Origin of the sequence: Roseateles chitinivorans, from assembly GCF_050632235.1 — a bacterium.
In the GTDB taxonomy this organism is placed as follows: Bacteria; Pseudomonadota; Gammaproteobacteria; order Burkholderiales; family Burkholderiaceae_C; genus Roseateles; species Roseateles chitinivorans_A.
In genome coordinates, this window is the sequence record NZ_CP192584.1 from 6,299,224 (window position 1) to 6,319,409 (window position 20,186).

Consider the following 20,186-nt stretch of genomic DNA (forward strand, 5'->3'; position numbering starts at 1 on the left):
CTCCGATGACTGACATGACGGCCGGTTTCGGCCTCCTGACCCCCGAACTGATGCTCGATGCGCTCGAGCATGCGGGGCTACGCCCCGATGGCCGGCTGCTGCAGCTGAACTCCTACGAGAACCGCGTGCTGATGGCCCATCTGGAGGACGGCGCGGCGGTGGTCGCGAAGTTCTACCGGCCTGGCCGGTGGAGCGATGCGCAGATCCTCGAGGAGCACGCGTTCGCCAAGGCGCTCGCCGAAGCGGAAGTGCCCGTCGTCGCGCCGTTGGCGCTGAAGGACGGAGCGGACGACGGCGCGACGGCCAGCACCCTGGGACATTTCCAGGGGCAGCGCTTCGCGGTGACGCCGCGCCAGGGCGGCCGCGCGCCGGAGCTCGAGGATCCCGAGGTGCTGCGCTGGATCGGCCGGCTGCTCGCGCGACTGCACGAGGTCGGCCAACGCGAGCCCTTCGAGCATCGCCTGTCCTGGAACAGCGCCGCACCCGCGCGGGAAGCACGCGACTGGCTGCGCGCGCACGACACCTTGGCGCCGGAGGTCTCGAACGATTGGCACGACGCAGCCGCGCGCTGCATCGATGCCATCGATGCCGCCTTCGATGCACTGCCCGATCGCCGCGCGCTGCGTCTGCATGGGGACTGCCATCCCGGCAACATCCTGTGGACGCCGGATCGCGGTCCGCATTTCGTGGACCTCGACGATGCCGTTCAGGGCCCCGCGGTGCAGGATCTGTGGATGATGCTGTCGGGGGAGCCGGAGGCCGCACGTCGCCAGCTCGACGCGCTGCTTGACGGCTACGAGAGCGTGCGCGAATTCGACTGGCGCGAGCTGAAGCTGGTCGAGGCGCTGCGCACGCAGCGGATGATCCACCACAGCGCCTGGCTGGCGCGACGCTGGGACGACCCGGCCTTTCCGGCGGCCTTCCCCTGGTTCGGCACGCCCAACTACTGGAGCGACCAGGTCGTGAAGCTGCGGGAGCAGCTCGAGGCGATGCGCGCGCAAGCCGAGCCCCAGCCCGGCTGGCACGGCTGAGGGCACGGTCGAGGGAGACCATCCCCCACCAGCTCCGGCGTTGCGCCGGCAACGCCGGCGGTAGCCTGTATCTCGAGGGGCGGCCGCCGCGGCAGGAGCGCGCGGCGGCGGAACGACGTCAGCCCAGCAGCAGCGCGTTGACGCGTTTCACGTAGGCCGCGGGGTCCTCGAGCACGCCCCCTTCGGCCAGCAGCGCCTGGTCGAACAGCACCTGCGCCAGATCACCGAAGCGCCCCTCGTCACCCTCGATCGCACTCAGCTTCTTCACCAGGGCGTGGTCGGGGTTGATCTCCAGCGTCGGCTGCGACGCCGGCGCGGTCTGGCCCGCCTGCTTCAGCATCCGGGCCAGGTGGCCGCTGATGTCGTGCTCCTCGACCACGATGCAGGCCGGCGAATCCACCAGCCGCGTCGTGACACGCACATCCTTGGCGCGGCCTTCCAGCGCGGTCTTCAGCCGGTCCAGCACCGGCTTGAACTGCTCGGCGGCTTCCTCGGCCTTCTTCTTTTCTTCCTCGTCCTGGAGCTGGCCGAGGTCGACGGCGCCCTTGGCAACCGACTGCAGCGACTTGCCTTCGAACTCGTGCAGGTGCGACAGCATCCATTCGTCGACGCGCTCGGTCAGCAGCAGCACCTCGATGCCCTTCTTGCGGAAGATCTCGAGCTGCGGGCTGTTCTTCGCGGCGCCCAGGCTGTCGGCGGTGATGTAGAAGATGGCCTCCTGGCCCTCCTTCATCCGCGACACGTAGTCGGCGAACGAGACGTTCTCGTCGGCGTGCGTCGACGCGAAACGCAGCAGCTTGACCAGGCGCTCCTGGTTGGTGTGGTCCTCGCCGACGCCTTCCTTCAGCACCTGGCCGAAATCGGTCCAGAAACGCGCGTACTTGTCGCGCTCGCCGGCGTCCTCGCTGTGGGCCAGCGATTCCAGCATCGACAGCACGCGCTTGGTCGAACCTTCGCGGATCGCCTTCACGTCGCGGCTTTCCTGCAGCAGCTCGCGGCTGACGTTCAGCGGCAGGTCGGCCGAGTCGATCACGCCCTTCACGAAGCGCAGATAGACCGGCATCAGCGCCTCGGCGTCGTCCATGATGAACACGCGCTTGACGTACAGCTTCACGCCGCCGCGCTTGTCGCGGTTCCACAGGTCAAAGGGCGCCTTGGCCGGGATGTAGAGCAGTTGGGTGTACTCGCTGCGGCCCTCGACGCGGTTGTGCGTGAAGGCCAGCGGCGCTTCGGTGTCGTAGCTGATCTGCTGGTAGAAGGCGTCGTACTCGGCCTGCGTGATGTCGCTCTTCGAGCGTGTCCACAGCGCGGACGCCTTGTTCACCGGCTCCCACTCGTCCTTGAGCACCTGCGTGGCGTTGTCGGCGTCCCACTCTTCCTTGCGCATCAGGATCGGCAGCGAGATGTGGTCCGAATACTTCGCGATCGTCGATTTCAGGCGCCAGGTCTTGAGGAACTCCTCCTCGCCCTCGCGCAGATGCAGGATGACGTCGGTGCCGCGACCCGGCTTGGTGATGGTCTCGACCTCGAAGTCGCCGGTGCCTTCGGAGGTCCAGCGCACCCCCTGCTCGGCGGGCAGGCCCGCGCGGCGCGATTCGACCGTGATGCGGTCGGCGACGATGAAGCCGGAGTAGAACCCGACGCCGAACTGGCCGATCAGGTTCGCATCCTTCTTCTGCTCGCCTTCGAGCTTGGCCATGAACTCCCGGGTGCCGCTCTTGGCGATCGTGCCAAGGTGGGCGATGGCCTCTTCCGCGGACAGGCCGATGCCGGTGTCGCTGATGGTGACGGTGCGGGCCTCGGTGTCGAAGGACACGCGGACTTCAAGCGTCGGCTGGTCCTCGAAGAGCTGCGGGTGGTCGAGCGCCTCGAAGCGCAGCTTGTCGCACGCGTCGGAGGCGTTGCTGACCAGCTCGCGCAGGAAGATCTCCTTGTTCGAGTAGAGCGAGTGCGTCACCAGATGCAGGATCTGCTTGACTTCGGCCTGGAAGGAATGGGTTTGCTTGTCCATCGTTCGTGAGAGCGGTGATGCGAAGGGATGCCAACGGGTCCAAAGCGGTGCGGCAGGAGCGCGCCCCGATGGGGCCTGGATTATCGCGGCGACAGATGGGGCACCCGGACCCGATTTCAAGGGGCGGTGCGCGCCTCTAAACTCCGCGCCCTATGCCGATGATCTACTGGTTCGACTTGTTGGGCGTGGCGGTGTTCGCCGTCAGTGGCGCGCTGGCCGCGATGCAGGCGGGGCTCGATCTGTTCGGGCTGCTGGTCATCGCCGCCATGACGGCGGTGGGCGGCGGCACGCTGCGGGATCTCCTGCTGAACCGGCATCCGGTGTTCTGGATGAAGGACACGCGCTATCTGCTGGTGATCATCGCGAGTGCCCTGGCCGCGCTGATCGTGGGGCCGTTCCCGGAGCATGCGATCGGGATCCTGAAGATTGCCGACGCGCTGGGGCTGGCGCTGTTCGCGCTGTGCGGCACCGAGATCGCCGAGGAGCACGGCGTGAAGCCGATGCCCGCACTGCTGATGGGCACGCTGACCGCCTGCGGGGGCGGCGTGCTGCGCGACGTCCTGAGCGGTCAGGCCCCGCTGCTGCTGCGCAAGGACATCTACGCGACGGCCGCGATCGGCGGCATTGCGTTGTACTTCCTGCTGAAGGCGATGGGCGTCCCGATGCGCTGGGCTTTCGTCATCGGCATGGTGGGTGTCGCCGCGCTGCGCCTGGCGGCGCTGTACTTCGGCTGGCAACTGCCGGCGCTGCAGATGCTGCAGGTTCACCCCTGACCCCGCACGCCCGCCACCCGCTCCGGACGGCGGAAGCCGGGTGCCCCCGAGCGATTTAGCGGAGCCTGCGAGCGTATGAGCGAGGGGGCACCCGGCTTCTGCCGTCGTGCTCGGTCCCTGGCAGTTCAGTCGTCGCGGTCGAGGTCCTCGTCTTCGTCGTCGTCTTCGTTTTCGTCTTCATCGTCCGCGGCATACGCCTGCTGCGCATCCCGGGTCCCGCGCTTGGCGGCGACGGCGCGGGCTTCCTTCTCGGCGATCCTGGCGTCCTCCGCGGCGTCTGCGGCGGCGGTCCACTCGTCGAATTCAGCCGGCGTCTCCAGCGTGATGCGCCCGAGCTGTCCCTGGCGCAGGTCGTACAGCAGGACCTCCGCAGCCTTCTGCATGTTGATGCGACCGCCCGAGAGCACCGCGCCGCGCCGCTTGCCGATCAGCTGCAGCACCTCGCCGTCGAGCAGCGAAGCGTCGGGTTCAAGCTGGTACCGGGCCTTGAGCGACTGCGGATAGTGCAGGCGCAGGTAGCCGAGCAGGTCCAGCGCGACCACTTCCTCCTCGAAGGCGTTGCGACCGACCGCGCCGCTGGCGGCGAGGTTGATGCCCGCCTCCGGCACGCGGATCTTGGGCCACAGCATGCCCGGCGTGTCGAACAGGTAGACGCCCTTGTCGAGCAGGATCTTCTGCTCCATCTTGGTGATGCCGGGCTCGTCGCCGGTGGCGGCGGCGCGCTTGCCGACGATGGTGTTGATCAGCGTGGACTTGCCGACGTTCGGGATGCCGCAGATCAGCACGCGCAACGGCTTGTCCAGACCGCCGCGGTTCGGCGCCAGCGCGCGGCACTCGGCCGCCATCAGCTTCGCCAGACCGGGCTGGCCCTGGTGGATCGCGACGGCGTGGGTGTTCGGCTGCGCGCGATAGAACGCCAGCCACTCCGCCGTGCGGGCCGGATCGGCCAGGTCCTGCTTGTTGATCAGCTTCAGCGCCGGCCGGCCCTGCGTCAGTTGCGCGATCAGCGGATTGGCGCTGCTCGCGGGCACGCGGGCATCGAGCATCTCGATGACCACGTCGATCCCGCTTTTCATGCGCTCGCGGATCGCGCCCCGGGTCTTGTGCATGTGCCCGGGAAACCATTGAATCGCCATGGCGCGATTGTCCGCGATCTCGCCGGCGGTCCGCCGCCTCAGTTCTGCGCGGGTGCCGGACGCAGTTCGACGATGGTCGGCGCTCCGTCGCGCGACTCGATCCGGACCTCCAGCTTGTCGCCGGTCTTGATCGCGGACAGCTGCGCCGCGCTCACCACCCCGGGCGCGAGCCGGAACGGCATCGTCATGCCCGGCATGTCGAGGTGGCGGATGTCGCCGTGCTTGAGGGTGAGCTTCTGCTGGGGGATGTCGATCCGGCGGACTTCGGCCGGGATCCAGTCCTGAGAGGACGGTGCCGGGGCCTCGGCGGCCTCCGTCGGCTGGTCATGGCCTTCGTGCGAATGCTCCTGCGCGCGCACCGGCAGGGCGGCTGCGCTCAAGATCACGACGAGGGCGGCGAAGGCGGTGTGAATGCGGTTCATGGTGCTGACTTTCTTGATTCGTGAATGTGATTGCCGGGGCTCAATGCCCCTGATGTCCGTGCCCATCGGGCTTGCGGACGCGCAGCGGTTCCGAAGTGGGTGCTGCGGGCGTGGCGGCAGGTTGGGCCGCAGGAGCCACCGGCGCGCCGGCGGGCGTCGCCACCGGTCGCGCGACGCTGCCCGACGGCGCGGCGTACCAGCCCGGATCGCCGTAGTCGCCAGGCTTCTGGTCCTTGCGCACCTTGATGACGCTGAACATCCCGCCCATCTCCAGCGACCCGTGCGGCCCCTGCCCGCTCATCATGGGCACGGTGTTCTCGGGCAGCGGCATCTCCATCTCGGCCATGTCGGACATGCCGCGCTCGCCCATCGCCATGTAGTCGGGGATGACCTTGTTGATGCGCGCCGCGAGCCCGCGGTGATCCACGCCGATCAGCGTGTCGACCTGATGCCCCATCGCGTTCATCGTGTGGTGGCTCTTGTGGCAGTGGATCGCCCAGTCGCCGGGCTCGTCCGCGAGGAACTCGATCTGCCGCATCTGCCCGACCGCGACATCGGTGGTGACCTCGGGCCAGCGCGCCGTCCTGGGCACGGGACCGCCGTCGGTGCCGGTGACCTCGAACTCGTGCCCGTGCAGATGGATCGGGTGGTTGGTCATCGTCAGGTTGCCGACGCGGATCCGCACCCGGTCGCCCTGCCGCACGTTGAGCGTGTCGATGCCCGGGAAGACGCGGCTGTTCCAGGTCCACAGGTTGAAGTCGGTCATCGTCATCGTGCGCGGCGTGTAGCTGCCGGGATCGATGTCGTAGCTCGACAGCAGGAAGCAGAAGTCGCGCTGCACCTCGGCGATCTGTGGATGCCGGGCCTTCGGATGCGTGACCCAGAAGCCCATCATGCCCATCGCCATCTGCGTCATCTCGTCGGCATGCGGGTGGTACATGAAGGTGCCCGGCCGCCGGGCGACGAACTCGTAGACGAAGGTCTCGCCCGGCTTGATCGCCGGCTGCGTCAGGCCGGACACGCCGTCCATGCCGTTGGGCAGGCGCTGCCCGTGCCAGTGCACGCTGGTGTGCTCGGGCAGCTTGTTGGTGACGTAGATGCGGACCCGATCACCCTCGACGACCTCGATCGTCGGGCCGGGCGACTGGCCGTTGTAGCCCCACAGGTGCGCGGTGGTGCCGGGCGCAAGCTCGCGCAGCACCGGTTCGGCGACAAGGTGGAACTCCTTGACGCCGTCGCGCAGGCGCCAGGGCAGCGTCCAGCCGTTCAGCGTGACGACGGGGTTGTACGGGCGCCCGTTGGGCGGCGCCAGCGGCGGTGCCGTGTCGGCGCTGTCGCGCAGGGCAGGCTCGGGCAGCGCGGCCATCGCGACGCGCGACACCCCGCTCGCGTTCACCGCGCCGGCCGCGCCGAGTGCTGCCCCCGCGGCGGCTCGGGCAAAGAGGTTTCTCCGGGAAATCATCGGAAGGTCCTTTCGAGGCCGCGCGCTCAATGCGCGGCGCCACCGGCGGCTTCAGGCGCGGCGGCGGTCGAGGAAATGAAGGAGGCCGCCGTGGCGCCATCGCGCACGGGGCCGAGCAGGCTTTGCGACAGTTCGGACTCCGCGAGCCAGAAGTCGCGCTGCGCGTTCAAGATCGCGGACACGGCGCGCGCTTGCACCCGCGCATCGGCGAGCAGGTCCATCACGCCGACCAGCATGCCGTTGTAGCGGAGCAGCGTCTCGTCGGAGACCTGCCTGGCAAGCGGCAACACTTCGTCGTGATGGCGTCGGGCGATGCGCCACGCGGTCTCCGCGCGCGCCCGGGTGACACGCACCTCGGACCGCGCCTCGATCGCGATCTGCGCGGTACGTTCCAGCGATTGGCCATAGGCCTCGCGCGCGCCGGCGACACGCGCCTGACCCCAGTCGAACAGCGGCAGTTCGACGCTGAGCTCGACACCGCGCTGCGTCGGTTCCTCGTTGCTGCTGTTGCGCTGCAGGCCGAGCTCCAGCACGTTGACGCGGCCGGTACGGCGCGTCAGCCCCAGCTGCGCGGCGAGTTGCTCGGACTCCCTCTTCGCGGCCAGGATGTCGAGCCGTTGCGCCACCGCCTGACGCTCGACATCGTCCGCAGTGCGGAAGTCGGTGGGCACGTCCGGCAGACGCTCGGGCAGCTTCAAGGCGGCCAGGTCGTCGCCCCAGAGGCCGATCGCACGGATCAACGCTTCGCGATCGCCCGCCGCCTGCAACTGCGCCTGCTCCATCGCGAGCTGCGCTTCGGCGAGCACCGTGCGCTCGCGCGCAAGACGCAACGCGCTGACGTTGCCCGCCTGCCGCATGCGCAGCGCGAGTTCGGCACCGGCCGAGGCCGAATCGAGCACCGTCTCCGCGTGTCGCAATTGCTCCTGCGACGCGACCGCCTGGATCCAGCTCCGACGCGCCTGACCTGCAACGTCCAGCAACTGTTGAGCAACGCGGGCCTGCTCGCGTTCAAGCGCCCGGGCGCCGGCTTCCTGACGGGCGCCACGACCGAGCAGGCTCAGCAGGTTGAACTGGAGACCGCGCTCGATCTCCCTCTCGTCGCCCCGGACCAGACGGCCGATGTTGAGCACGGGATTGGGCCAGAGCAGCGTCTGCACGCGCTCGGCTTCCGCCATGCCAAGGCCGTACAGCCCCGACCGCAACCCGCGGTGGTTGAGCAGCGCGAGTTGCACCGCGCCCTGTGCGTCAAGAGGCGCCGCGAGCAGGGCGTCCGTGCGCGCGCGGCCGGCGGCGCGCTGATCGTCGGAGCGCTGCAGCGGCAGTTCGACGCCTAGCCAATCACGGCTCTTCTGCTGGACAGGCGCGGCGGCCTGTTCGGGCGACAAGGCGGCGCAGGCCGACAAGGCCATCGTCGCGGCGAGCGCGAGCAGCAGCCGGACAGGAGGACGTCCAGGTGTGTTCATGGAGGACATCGGTCGCTCCTCAGTGGTGGTGATGACCGCCGGCCGGCGCCGAGGCGGCCTGGCTCTCACGCAGCAGCGCACGCCATCCGCCGGCCTCGAGCACACGGCGGTTGGCCTGGCGCCAATCGCCGACACCAGGATCGACGACCGCGGCACTCGATGCGGGAGCGGACGGCTTGGGACGCGGCGCGGAGGACGTCAGGCGCGCATCGGCGGGATCGGGCGGCGCGGCCGTGGCGGCGCCCAGGCACGTCGCCAGCGCGAGTGCGGGAATGAAACGGGAAGACATGGCTGCCTCTCGAATGAACGGGAACGACGCCGGTCTGCCGCGGAAACGCGGACGGACACTGGCTCGGACGGCAGCTCGTCCAGGACGAGCGCCGGCGTTCAGGCGAGGAAGGCTTTGGGCGGCCGCTCGAGCGGCTGCGGCGACTGCTCGGGCGCACCGTGGGCGTCGAGCGAAGGGGCGGCGTCGCGCAGGTCCTGCGCGGCAGGCGTCAGCGACGCGATCGGCAAAGCGGCGCCGATGCAGCACTGCAGGCAGATGCCGCAATGGTGGTCCGAGGTGGCCGTGTGATCCGCGCCGTCGTCATGCGACATGCCATGGTCCATCGAGGCCATGCCGGCGTGATCCATGCCACCCCTGTCATGCGACATCCCGGCCATGGCGGACATATCGTGCGCCATGCCGTGACCCATGTCCTGGCAGTCGCTCGGCATCGTCATCACGGCAGTGCCGGTGGTCGACGACATCAGCGCCATGCCGATGCCCATCGTCGCAGCCAGCGCGCCTTGCAGCGGCAGGGTCAGGCTCAGCAGGACGAGCACCAGCCAGCGACTCCAGAGGAGCCGGCGCGGACCGGGTGCGTTCGGGCGGGACATGGGGCGTGAGTGTAGGCGAGGCGCTTCCCGTGGACTTACGTCACCCTGAAGCGCTCGCTGGCATCGATGGTCGAAGGCCGGCGTCACCATGGGAAAGGGCCGCTCGCGCGGCCCTTCGGTGACATCGGTCGCCGATCCGTGCGGACCGGCGGCGGCGATCAGTCCTCGTTCTTGAACACGAGCTTGACCTCGTGCGTTTCCTTCTGGCCGCTCGGCTCGAACTTCCAGTCCATCAGCGCGCGGGTCACGGCCTTGTCGAAGACCTTGCGCGGCTCGGCTTCCAGGATCTCGACGCCCGAGACCTTGCCGTCCGGCTCGATGTTCATCTTGGCGCGCACGGACCCTTGCGAGATCGACTGGCGGGCGGCTTCGGCCGGGAACTCCGGCGGCACCTTCTTGACGATCTTCGGGGTGGCGTGGGCGCCGGCGGCCAGGACCAGCGCGCTCGCCAGGCCCAGCAGGGTGCGGGTAATCGTGCGGGAGACAGTCTTGTTCAGTTGCTTGCTCATTTGGGACCTCGTACGTCTTGGGTGAGGAAATCGGGTTTCCGGTAGGAACTGGGGATTCAGGAGGCGGCGCGCGCGGTGCTGAAGAAGCCGACGGCCTGCACCAGGCGCGAGCTGCTGTCGCGCAGCGAGTCGGTCGAGCGGGTCAGCTCGTCCACCAGCGTGGTGTTCTGCTGCGTCGCGCGGTCCAGCTCGTTCATCGCGTTGTTCACGACGCCGACGCCGGCGGCCTGCTCCTGGGCCGAGTGCGAGATCTCCTCGATCAGCTGGCCCATGTTGTTGACTTCGTCGACGACCGAGCGGATGGTCGCGCCGGCGTTGTTGACCAGGGCGGTGCCGTTCTCGACCTTGACGGACGATTCCTGGATCAGCACCTTGATTTCCTTCGCGGCCTGCGCCGAGCGCGAGGCCAGCGCGCGCACTTCCGACGCCACCACCGCGAAGCCCTTGCCGTGCTCGCCGGCACGGGCCGCTTCCACGGCGGCGTTCAGCGCCAGGATGTTGGTCTGGAAGGCGATGCCGTCGATGACGCCGATGATGTCGCCGATCTTGCGCGAGCTCGCGCTGATCTCTTCCATCGTCGACACGACCTGGCTCACCACGGTGCCGCCGGCCGAGGCCGACTGGCGCGCCTTGGTCGCGATGCTGGCGGCCTTGCGGGTCAGCTCGCTGGCGCCGTTCAGGTTGGAGGCGATCTGCTCGACCGACGCGGCGGTGTTCTGCAGGCTCTCGGCGGAACGCGCGGTGCGGTCCGACAGGTCGACGTTGCTGCCGGCGATCTCGTTGGAGTTCTGGGCCACTTCACCGGCCGCGGAGCTCACGCTGGCGACGACACCCGACAGCGCGGTCTGCATGTCGCGCATCGCGTGCAGCATCTGCGCCAGTTCATCCGAACCTTCGACCTCGATGTGCTGCGACAGGTCGCCGGAGCTGATCGCCTGGGCGGCGTCCTTGGCCTTGCGGGCCGGCACGATGATCGAGCGGGCGATCGTCAGGCCGCCGACGCTGCCGATGACCACGGCGATCACGACCAGGATGCCGGTGATGACGATCGACTGGTTGGCCAGCTTGGCGCCGCCTTCGGCGAGCTCGCGGCCGTTGGCGAACTGCAGGTCCACCAGGCTCTTCAGCGTGTCCTGGTAGTCCTTCTGCGCGGGGCGCACGTCCTTGATCAGCGCTTCGCGCGCTTCGTCCGGGCTGCCGTCCTGCTGCACCTTCAGGAACTTCGACACCGAGTCGACGAACTTGGTCTGGGCCTCGCGCACCTTGGCGGCGAGTTCCTTGTCCTTGGCATCGGAGACCTTGCCGTCCAGTTCGGTCAGCTGCTTCTGGCCGTCTTCGAGCGCGGCGGCGATGTCGGCCTTCTGACGCTTGATGGCGTTGGCGGTGTCGAGCAGCAGCAGGTCGCGCGAGGCGCGGGCGATGACGTTGACGTCGCTCTCGAGCGCGTTGGCCAGCGCGATCTTCACCAGGCTGGAATTGGCCGTCGTGCTCAGGTCATGGGACAGGCGGCTGGCGTTGTGGGCGCCGAAGGCGCCGATCACGACCAGCAGCAGGATCAGCAGCGCGTAGCTCAGCGTCAGGCGCTGGCCGATACGCAGGCGGGACAGAAACGACATCGATTCCCTCGCAACGATTGAGTTGTTTGAATGGTCGGACCGCTGCGGATCCGCGAGCGCTCGTGGCGCCAGCGGTGCGGACCGACCATCGGCTTCGGCGCGATCATCGTTGGACTTGATTCGGGGAATCCTGGGCGGGATCAAGGCCCCGTGAATTCTGACGCGGCACTTGCAACTGAATGAAAGCGCGTCACCGAACCACCGGGCAGGCACTCGGTAGAAGCCCTAATGAGCCTCTCGGCGGGGTTTCACCATTCCTGCACATTTCTGCGCGAGGCCCCGGCGCAACGGCCGTACCCGCGCAGTAACCGGACGTCGTCCGGGTCAGGCAGGGTCAGGCGTTGCCCGATGCCGGCGGCACGGGCCGAGGCGACGTCGGCACGTCCGCATCGACGGACTCGACGCGGTTGCGCCCGCCCTCCTTCGCCCGGTACATCGCCGCATCCGCGCGGCGCAACGCGTCCTCGACACCCGGATCGTTCTCGCGCAGCACGGTGACGCCGATGCTGACGGTGTACGCGATCGACGCAACCCTCCCGTCCTTCGCCTCGATCCCAACCGGCGTGGCAGCGATGCGCTCGCGCAGCCGCTCCGCGAAACGCTTCGCACCCGGCAGGTCCGTGTGGGCGAGCCCGATGACGAACTCCTCCCCGCCGAAGCGCCCCGGCAGGTCCACGTCGCGCGATGACGCCTTCAGCACCTCCGCCAACGCACGGATGACCGCATCGCCGGCGGCGTGGCCATGACGATCGTTGACCTGCTTGAAGTGGTCGATGTCGAGCATCAGCAGCGCGGACGGCGTCCGGTAGCGCCGCACGGTGCGCAGCAACGCGCGCAGCCCTTCTTCCGTCGCCATGCGATTGGCCAGGCCGGTGAGGCCGTCGGTGCGCGAGCGCTGTTCCAGCTCCGCGTTCACCTGTGCGAGTTGCGTCACGAGCGCCTCGGTCGAGCGCAGCCAGCGCGACAGCGCCTGGTAGCCGAACTGGGCGACGAACAGCACGATCAGCGTGAAGACCCAGAAGAACACCCAGGCGGTGCTGAGCATGGCGCGCGAGGCTTCGTCGAGCTTCGCCCAGTCGTGGCTGCCGAGCGCCGTCCGCAGCTGCAGGGAGCCCAGGCCGAGGCTGACCAGCCCGTAGCCCTGCACCGCCAGCACGATCGCGAACAGCAGACCCAGCCCCAACGCGCGGCGACCCCGGGGCGGCGGCGTGAACAGCGCCGGTCGCGCCACGACCCAGCGCGACAGCCGGGGCCAGGTCAGCGCCATCAGTGGTCCGCCGAGCAGGACGCTCTGGAGGAAGGCGCCCAGCCACCAGCCCTGCCAGATCGGCAGCTGGCGATGCGCGGGGAGATCGTGGCTGAAGTTCCAGATCAACGCGCCCGAGGAGCTGAACACCGCGGCCACGAAGCACAGCGGCACGAAGAACAGCCAGGCGCCCAGGCTGCGCAGCCCGCGCGGGGCGCCGACGGCGCGATAGCCCAGCGCCAGCACGGCCAGTCCCAGCGGATTGGCGGAGGCGAACAGCGCCGCCCAGGCGGCTGGCATGCCGGCATCCAGCGCCAGGACGAAGGTCGCCAGCCAGGCCGGCACGGCGCCCCACCGCCAGCCGAAGCACAGGGTCCACCACAGGCACAGCGGGAGTGGCGGGTAGAAGGTCAGGAACGCATTGGCGCCGCCAAGATCGACGGGGATGCCGGACCAGCCTTCCCGGACCGTGGCCAATCCGAGCAGGACGCACGCGACGATCGTCGCGAACCATCCACCGAGCACCCAGCTCCGCTCCGCCGTGCCGCCCTCCCGCCAGAGCGCCCGGACCGACAGGTCACCCGGGGTTTCGGGCACCAGGTCGGCGGGACGCGGCAGCGGGTCCATTCAGACCGCCGGGAGAGACGGCTCGGCCGGTGGTTCCGGTCTGGCCCGCGAGCCGAAGATGGCCGATCCGACGCGCACCATCGTGGCGCCCTCGAGGATCGCGGCGTCCATGTCGGCGCTCATGCCCATGCTGAGCGTGTCCAGCGCCAGGCCGAGGTCCCGGTTCAGCGCGGCCTGCAGATCAGCCAGCGCGCGGTGCGGCTGCCGCTGTTGCTCCAGCGTCGCCGCCGGCTCGGGAATCGCCATCAACCCGCGCAGGCGCAGCGCCGGCAGCGCGGCGACGGCCCGGGCGACCTCGGCCACTTCCGCCGGCGCCAGGCCGCTCTTGCTGTCCTCGCCGCTGATGTTGACCTGCAGGCAGACGTTCAGCGGCGGCAGGTCGGCCGGGCGCTGCTCCGCCAGCCGCTGGGCGATCTTGAGGCGGTCCACGCTGTGCACCCAGTCGAAGCGCTCGGCGACGACACGGGTCTTGTTGCTCTGCAGCGGGCCGATCAAGTGCCATTCGACCTGTCCGCGCAGATCCGCCAGCGTCTCGATCTTGTCCACGCCCTCCTGGACGTAGTTCTCCCCGAAGCGGCGCTCCCCGCCTCGAAGGCCTCTCTCACATCCGAGGCCGGGAAAGTCTTTGTTACCACCAGCAGCGTCACGCTGTCGACAGGCCGCGACGCCTGATGGCAAGCCCTCTCAATGCGGCCGTGGAGCTGTTGTATGTTCTCGGAGATCGTCGCCATAATCGCCCACGCTTTTCCTCATCCCATGGACATCACCCAACTGCTGGCATTCTCGGTCAAGAACAAGGCCTCCGACCTTCACTTGTCCGCCGGACTGCCCCCATGATCCGCGTCCATGGCGACGTGCGGCGCATCAACGTCGAGGCCCTCGAGCACCGCCAGGTGCACGACATGGTCTACGACATCATGAGCGACGCCCAGCGCAAGTCCTACGAGGAGACGCTGGAAGTCGACTTCTCCTTCGAGATCCAGGGTCTGGCGCGCTTCCGCGTCAACGCGTTCAACCACAACCGCGGCGCCGGCGCGGTGTTCCGGACCATTCCGAGCAAGATCCTGACGCTGGAGCAGCTGAACTGCCCCAAGGTCTTCACCGAGCTCGCGATGAAGCCGCGCGGCATGGTGCTGGTGACCGGCCCGACGGGCTCGGGCAAGAGCACGACGCTGGCCGCGATGGTCAACCACCTCAACGAGAACGAGTACGGCCACATCCTGACCGTCGAGGACCCGATCGAATTCGTCCACGAATCCAAGAAGTGCCTGGTCAACCAGCGCGAGGTGGGTCCGCAGACGATGAGCTTCTCCAACGCGCTGCGCTCGGCGCTGCGCGAAGACCCGGACTGCATCCTGGTCGGCGAAATGCGGGACCTGGAAACCATCCGCCTGGCGCTGACCGCCGCGGAAACGGGTCACCTGGTCTTCGGCACGCTGCACACCTCGTCGGCGGCCAAGACGGTCGACCGGATCGTCGACGTCTTCCCCGCGGCGGAGAAGGACATGGTCCGCGCCATGCTGTCGGAATCGCTGCAGGCGGTGATCTCGCAGACGCTGTGCAAGACCAAGGACGGCAACGGCCGGGTCGCCGCGCACGAGATCATGCTGGGCACCTCCGCGATCCGGAACCTGATCCGGGAGAACAAGGTCGCGCAGATGTACTCGTCGATCCAGACCGGCAACAACCTGGGCATGCAGACCCTGGACCAGAACCTCACCGACCTGGTCCGCCGCAACATCATCTCGCCGGCCGAGGCGCGCGCCAAGGCCAAGATGCCCGAGAACTTCCCCGGCTGAGCGGACCGGCCCCCACCACAACGACAGAACGATCGGGACCGGGCGGGTGACCGCCGCGCTCCCGGCATACAGGACAGGACGCCGCCATGGAACGCGATCAGGCCACCAAGTTCATCAACGACCTGCTTCGCCTGATGGTGTCGCGCAAGGGCTCCGACCTCTTCCTGACGGCGGAGTTCCCGCCGGCGGTGAAGGTCGACGGCAAGGTGACCAAGGTGTCGCCTCAGCCGCTGACCGGCCAGCACACGCTGCAGCTGGCGCGCTCCATCATGAACGACAAGCAGGCGGCCGATTTCGAACGCACCAAGGAGTGCAACTTCGCGATCTCGCCGCAAGGCATCGGCCGTTTCCGCGTCAATGCCTACATCCAGCAAGGCCACGTGGCGCTGGTGCTGCGGACCATCCCGCAGACGCTGCCGACGGTCGAGTCGCTGGACCTGCCGCACATCCTCAAGGACGTGGTGCAGACCAAGCGCGGCCTGGTGATCCTGGTCGGCGCGACCGGTTCGGGCAAGAGCACCTCGCTGGCGGCGATGGTGGACCACCGCAACCAGACGACCTACGGCCACATCATCACGATCGAGGATCCGGTCGAGTTCGTGCATCCGCACAAGAACTGCATCGTCAGCCAGCGCGAGGTCGGCCTCGACACCGAGGGCTGGGAGCAGGCGCTGAAGAACACGCTGCGCCAGGCGCCGGACGTGATCCTGATGGGCGAGATCCGCGACCGCGAGACGATGGAGCACGCGGTGGCCTTCGCCGAGACGGGTCACCTGTGCATGGCCACGCTGCACGCCAATAGCGCCAACCAGGCGCTGGACCGGATCATCAACTTCTTCCCGGAAGAGCGGCGCGCACAGCTGCTGATGGACCTGTCGCTGAACCTGAAGGCGCTGGTGTCGCAGCGTCTGCTGCCGCGCCAGGAAGGCAAGGGCCGGATCGCGGCGGTCGAGATCCTGCTGAACACGCCGCTGATCAGCGACCTGATCTTCAAGGGCGAGGTGGGCGAGATCAAGGAGATCATGAAGCGCTCGCGCGAGCTCGGCATGCAGACCTTCGACCAGGCGCTGTTCGACCTCTACGAGATGGGCAAGGTGACCTACGAGGACGCGCTGCGCAACGCCGACTCGGTCAACGACCTGCGCCTGCAGATCAAGCTCAACAGCGAGCGGGCGCGCAGCGGCGATCTGTCGTCGGGCACGGAGCATTTCACGATCGTCTGACCCGCAGACCTCATTTGGGATGCCCCGCTAGGCGCGAACCGGAGCCATAGCAGCGCAGCGCTATTGCGAGGATTCGCAACGACGCGGGGCGCCCAAAGCGGGGCTGCGGAAGGGCCACAATCGTCGGGTTCTCAATCACCCCACAACAGGTCCTCCATGAGCAGCATCGGCCAGCGTTCCTACGAATCGACTCCGTCCCTCCGCGTGTCCTTCCTGGGACTCGGCGTGATGGGCTTCCCGATGGCGGGTCATCTGGCCAAGGCCGGCCAGCAGGTCACGGTCTACAACCGGTCGCCCGCGAAGGCCCAGGCCTGGACCTCGGAGTTCGGCGGCCGGTCCGCCGCGACGCCGCGTGAAGCGGCCAAGGACGCGGACATCGTCTTCTGCTGCGTCGGCAACGACGCCGACCTGCGCTCGGTCGTGCTGGGCGCCGACGGCGCCTTCGCCGGCATGAAGCCGGGCGCGGTCTTCGTCGACCACACGACCGCCTCCGCCGAGGTCGCCCGCGAACTCGCGGCCGAAGCGCAGAAGCTCGGCCTGCACTTCATCGACGCCCCCGTCTCGGGCGGCCAGGCCGGCGCGGTCAACGGCGCGCTGACCGTCATGTGCGGCGGCGAGGAAGCCGTCTTCGACAAGATCCGCCCCTACGCCATCCACTTCGCCAAGGCGGTCACCCGCGTGGGCGAGGCCGGCGCCGGACAGCTCGCCAAGATGGTCAACCAGATCTGCATCGCCGGCATCGTCCAGGGGCTGTCGGAAGCCATCGCCTTCGGACAGAAGAGCGGCCTGCCGATGGCACTGGTGCTCGATGTCATCGGCAAAGGCGCCGCGCAGAGCTGGCAGATGGACAACCGCGGCAAGACCATGGTCGAAGACAAGTTCGACTTCGGCTTCGCCGTGGACTGGATGCGCAAGGACCTCGGACTGGTACTCGATGAAGCGCGCCGCAACGGCGCCCGCTTGCCGGTGACGGCGTTGGTCGACCAGTTCTATGCGGATGTGCAGGAGATGGGCGGGAACCGCTTCGATACGTCGAGCTTGATCAAGCGACTGCGCTGATCAGACTGTGATGTTCGACGGCCGCTGGCCCTCACCCCTGCCCTTGTATGTAGCAAAGTACGCCCAGGCCGCCACAGGCCGACCAGCCCAGGGTAGGCGCTTCGGCGCCATGCCGAGGGAGAGCGAGGGTCGTGGCGGCCGACCTCGGTTCGTCATGAACAGACAGCCCGAACGGTTGTGAGGTCCATTGAGGCCGTATCGAACACAAGGAAGGGCGCTGACATGAGCGAAGAGATCTTCATCGGTGTCGACGTTTGCAAGGCGTGGCTGGACCTGGCTCAGGTACCCGCTGCGCCTGCCGACAAGTCTGGCGCGTTGTCGCCGCGAGTGGACAACGACGAGCCTGGACGAGCAGCGCTGGTATCGCAGCTCAAGAAGCTGGGGCCCACGCTGGTTGTGATGGAGGCCACCGGTGGCTTCGAAGCGGCGCTGGCGAGTGAGCTGTGCGCGGCTGGAATCGCCGTGGCGGTGGTCAATCCCAAGAAGGTGCGCGACTTCGCCCGCGCGACCGGCGTCCTTGCCAAGACGGACCGGCTGGACGCTCAGGTGTTGGCCAGGTTCGCACAGGCCATTCGTCCTCAGGTGTATGCGCTGCCGGGCGAGACGCAGCAGGAGATCATCGAGCTGGTGGATCGGCGAGCGCAGCTGGTGACCATGCGGGCGCAGGAGAAGAACCGCTTGTCCACGGTCAAGCACGTGGCACGCACGAGCGTGCGGCAACACATCGAGTGGCTGGATAAGCGGATCAAGGAGATCGACAGGGATCTGGACGGTCGCTTGAAGGACTCGACGATCTACCAGCCCAAGTACGAACTGTTGGACAGCGTGCCGGGTGTCGGTCGAGTCACGGTCACGATGCTGCTGGGGCGCCTGCCCGAACTGGGCACCTTGGACCGCAAGCGCCTGACGGCGTTGGTGGGCCTGGCGCCGTTTGCCGATGACAGCGGCAAGCGGCGCGGCCAGCGCTACATCCAGGGCGGACGAGCGGACATCCGCACGGCGATGTACATGGCTGCACTCACGGCCAAGCGATGCAACGGGCCTATCAAGGCGTTGTACGAACGTCTGCGCCTGGCGGGCAAGCCCTTCAAGGTGGCGATGACCGCATGCATGCGCAAGCTGCTGATCATCCTCAACGCCATCCTCAAAACCGGCCAACCCTGGAGAAACGCCGAAGCCGCTTGACACGGTTGCTCTCCCGCAAGCGGGAGAGGGGGCAACGTCTACCGCTGCCTGCGTTTGACACGGTTGCTCTCCCGCAGTGCGGGAGAGGGAGTAAGAAGGTCTCAGCACTGTCACCGCCGAAGGCGCTTGATGAGGTTGCTCTCCCGCAAGCGGGAGAGGGGGCAAGAGGAGCCAGCGCTGCGAGTGGAGCCGGGTCGGACTCCCTCTCCCGCACTGCGGGAGAGGGTGGGGTGAGGGCCAGCGGCCGCCGCAGTCAGAAAAAACGGCGCCGGCCGCTTGCGCGGTCCGGCGCCGTTGTCTTTGGCGCTTCGTCGCAGCTTGATCAGCCGCCGGATTGGCGCGGAGCGTCCAGGCCCCCGCCCAGCACCTTGTAGAGCTGCACCTGGTTCTGCAGCTGCGCTAGGCGCACCTGCAGCGCCGCCTGCTGCGCTGCGAAGGTCGCGCGTTGCGCGTCCAGCAGGTCCAGGCTGGACGCCGCGCCGTTGCGGTAGCTCAGATCGACCAGTTCGAGGCGTGTCGCTTCGGCGGCGGCCTGCGCATCCTGCGCGCGCAGTTGCTCGTCGAGCGTCGCGCGGCCGGCCAAGGCATCGGCCACTTCACGGAACGCCGTCTGCACGACCTTCTCGTACTGGGCGACCGCGATCTCGCGGCTGGCCTTGGCCGCGTCGACGTTGTTGCGCACGCGCCCCGCGTCGAAGATCGGCATCAGCGCCGAACCGGCGATGCTCCACGCGCTCTGGCTGAACAGGTCGCGCAACGCGCTGCTCGCCGTGCCCACGCTGCTCGTCAGCGTGATGCTCGGGAAATACGCCGCCCGCGCGACACCGATGTTGGCCTCGGCCGCCACCAGTTGCTGCTCGGCCTGGAGCACGTCCGGGCGACCCACGAGCACTTGCGACGGCATGCCCGCCAGCAGCGAGCCCATGGTCTGGTCACTCAGCGGCTTGGACTGCGGCAGCGAATCCGGCACGCCCTGCCCCACCAGCAGCGTCAGCGCGTTCAGGTCCTGCTGGCGCGTGCGCTCTGCCTGCGCCAGCGTCGCGCGCGCCGCCTCGTACGAGGATTTCGCGGTGCTCAGGTCGAGGTTGGACGCGGCGCCGTTGTCGAATTTCAGCTGCATCAGCTTGAGGCTGTCCTCACGCGTCGACAGCGTCTGGCGCGTCAGCGCCAGCAGTTCCTCGTCGGCCTGGACCGCCAGGTAGGCCGACGCGACGCCGGCCACCAGGCTGATCTGCGCCGAGCGCGCCGCCTCGCCCGTCGCCAGGTACTGCGCGAAGGACGCGGCGCTCTGGTTCTTGACGCGGCTGAACAGGTCGATCTCGTACGAGGTGATCTGCAGGCCCGCCTGGTAGGCGTTGACGATGCGGCTGTCGCCGTTGGCCGTGGTCTGCGGCGCGCGCGACGCCGACAGACCGGCGTTGATCGTCGGCCAGCGGCTCGCCGCCGTGACGTTGGCCTGCGCCCGCGCCACGTCGACGTTCAGCAGCGCGATGCGCAGGTCGCGGTTGTTCTTCAGCGCGAGATCGATCAGTTGCTTGAGCCGCTCGTCGCGGAAGAACTGCTGCCATTGCAGCTCGGTCGCCGCCTTGGCGTCGGTCGCCTCGGCGCCCGGGCCTTGCGGCCACTGCGGCGCCACCGGCGCGTCCGGGCGCTTGTGGTCGGGCGCGAGGTTCACGCAGCCGGTCAGCAGCGCCACGGTCGCGGCCGCCGCGGCCATCACGGAAAGTTTGCTTTTCATCATG

16 protein-coding genes and 2 pseudogenes are annotated in these 20,186 nt (G+C 68.3%); 6 read left to right on the forward strand and 12 right to left on the reverse strand.

What is annotated here, in order from left to right; genetic code table 11:
• Positions 1-5: 5 nt before the first annotated feature.
• Complete coding sequence (locus tag ACQ859_RS28855) at positions 6-1,031, forward strand: serine/threonine protein kinase (protein WP_431263855.1); 1,026 nt, start codon at positions 6-8, stop codon at positions 1,029-1,031.
• A gap of 118 nt (positions 1,032-1,149) precedes the next feature.
• Here the strand turns inward: ACQ859_RS28855 and htpG are convergent, their stop codons facing one another.
• On the reverse strand, positions 1,150-3,042 hold the full coding sequence (htpG, locus tag ACQ859_RS28860) for a molecular chaperone HtpG (RefSeq protein WP_431263856.1): 1,893 nt from the start codon (positions 3,040-3,042) through the stop codon (positions 1,150-1,152).
• A 152-nt stretch (positions 3,043-3,194) separates the two neighbouring features.
• On the opposite strand from htpG, the gene ACQ859_RS28865 reads away from it, so the two are divergent.
• Entirely contained in the window at positions 3,195-3,815 is a 621-nt protein-coding gene (locus ACQ859_RS28865) for a trimeric intracellular cation channel family protein (RefSeq protein WP_431263857.1), read from the forward strand.
• 125 nt (positions 3,816-3,940) lie between these two features.
• Here ACQ859_RS28865 and ylqF read toward each other — a convergent pair whose 3' ends face one another.
• From ylqF to ACQ859_RS28915, 10 genes and pseudogenes are all read right to left on the reverse strand, one after another.
• Complete coding sequence (ylqF, locus tag ACQ859_RS28870; protein ID WP_431263858.1) at positions 3,941-4,951, reverse strand: ribosome biogenesis GTPase YlqF; 1,011 nt, start codon at positions 4,949-4,951, stop codon at positions 3,941-3,943.
• Between the two features lie 38 nt (positions 4,952-4,989).
• Complete coding sequence (locus ACQ859_RS28875) at positions 4,990-5,373, reverse strand: copper-binding protein (protein WP_431263859.1); 384 nt, start codon at positions 5,371-5,373, stop codon at positions 4,990-4,992.
• Between the two features lie 40 nt (positions 5,374-5,413).
• Entirely contained in the window at positions 5,414-6,835 is a 1,422-nt protein-coding gene (locus ACQ859_RS28880) for a multicopper oxidase family protein (RefSeq protein WP_431263860.1), read from the reverse strand.
• A gap of 26 nt (positions 6,836-6,861) precedes the next feature.
• Positions 6,862-8,307: a TolC family protein gene (locus ACQ859_RS28885; protein WP_431263861.1), complete on the reverse strand. Its 1,446-nt coding sequence runs from the start codon at positions 8,305-8,307 to the stop codon at positions 6,862-6,864.
• A gap of 10 nt (positions 8,308-8,317) precedes the next feature.
• Positions 8,318-8,587 (reverse strand): hypothetical protein, encoded by a 270-nt coding sequence (locus tag ACQ859_RS28890; protein WP_431263862.1) that lies wholly within the window; start codon positions 8,585-8,587, stop codon positions 8,318-8,320.
• Between the two features lie 98 nt (positions 8,588-8,685).
• Positions 8,686-9,180 (reverse strand): hypothetical protein, encoded by a 495-nt coding sequence (locus ACQ859_RS28895; protein WP_431263863.1) that lies wholly within the window; start codon positions 9,178-9,180, stop codon positions 8,686-8,688.
• 158 nt (positions 9,181-9,338) lie between these two features.
• On the reverse strand, positions 9,339-9,689 hold the full coding sequence (locus tag ACQ859_RS28900) for an energy transducer TonB (protein WP_431263864.1): 351 nt from the start codon (positions 9,687-9,689) through the stop codon (positions 9,339-9,341).
• A gap of 56 nt (positions 9,690-9,745) precedes the next feature.
• Positions 9,746-11,305: a methyl-accepting chemotaxis protein gene (locus ACQ859_RS28905; protein ID WP_088407841.1), complete on the reverse strand. Its 1,560-nt coding sequence runs from the start codon at positions 11,303-11,305 to the stop codon at positions 9,746-9,748.
• Between the two features lie 334 nt (positions 11,306-11,639).
• A complete protein-coding gene (locus tag ACQ859_RS28910; RefSeq protein WP_431263865.1) occupies positions 11,640-13,178 on the reverse strand; it encodes a diguanylate cyclase in 1,539 nt (512 codons plus the stop codon).
• Positions 13,179-13,909 (reverse strand): annotated as a pseudogene (locus ACQ859_RS28915) (YggS family pyridoxal phosphate-dependent enzyme).
• A gap of 25 nt (positions 13,910-13,934) precedes the next feature.
• Here ACQ859_RS28915 and ACQ859_RS28920 point away from each other — a divergent pair.
• From ACQ859_RS28920 to ACQ859_RS28935, 4 genes and pseudogenes are all read left to right on the forward strand, one after another.
• Positions 13,935-14,977: pseudogene (locus ACQ859_RS28920) on the forward strand (type IV pilus twitching motility protein PilT).
• 86 nt (positions 14,978-15,063) lie between these two features.
• Entirely contained in the window at positions 15,064-16,200 is a 1,137-nt protein-coding gene (locus tag ACQ859_RS28925) for a PilT/PilU family type 4a pilus ATPase (protein ID WP_431263866.1), read from the forward strand.
• 156 nt (positions 16,201-16,356) lie between these two features.
• Entirely contained in the window at positions 16,357-17,259 is a 903-nt protein-coding gene (locus tag ACQ859_RS28930; protein ID WP_431263867.1) for an NAD(P)-dependent oxidoreductase, read from the forward strand.
• Between the two features lie 222 nt (positions 17,260-17,481).
• Positions 17,482-18,444, forward strand: a complete 963-nt coding sequence (locus ACQ859_RS28935; protein WP_431263868.1) for an IS110 family transposase — start codon at positions 17,482-17,484, stop codon at positions 18,442-18,444.
• A gap of 322 nt (positions 18,445-18,766) precedes the next feature.
• On the opposite strand, the gene ACQ859_RS28940 is transcribed toward ACQ859_RS28935, so the two are convergent.
• On the reverse strand, positions 18,767-20,185 hold the full coding sequence (locus ACQ859_RS28940; RefSeq protein WP_431263869.1) for an efflux transporter outer membrane subunit: 1,419 nt from the start codon (positions 20,183-20,185) through the stop codon (positions 18,767-18,769).
• Between the last annotated feature and the right edge of the window lies 1 nt (position 20,186).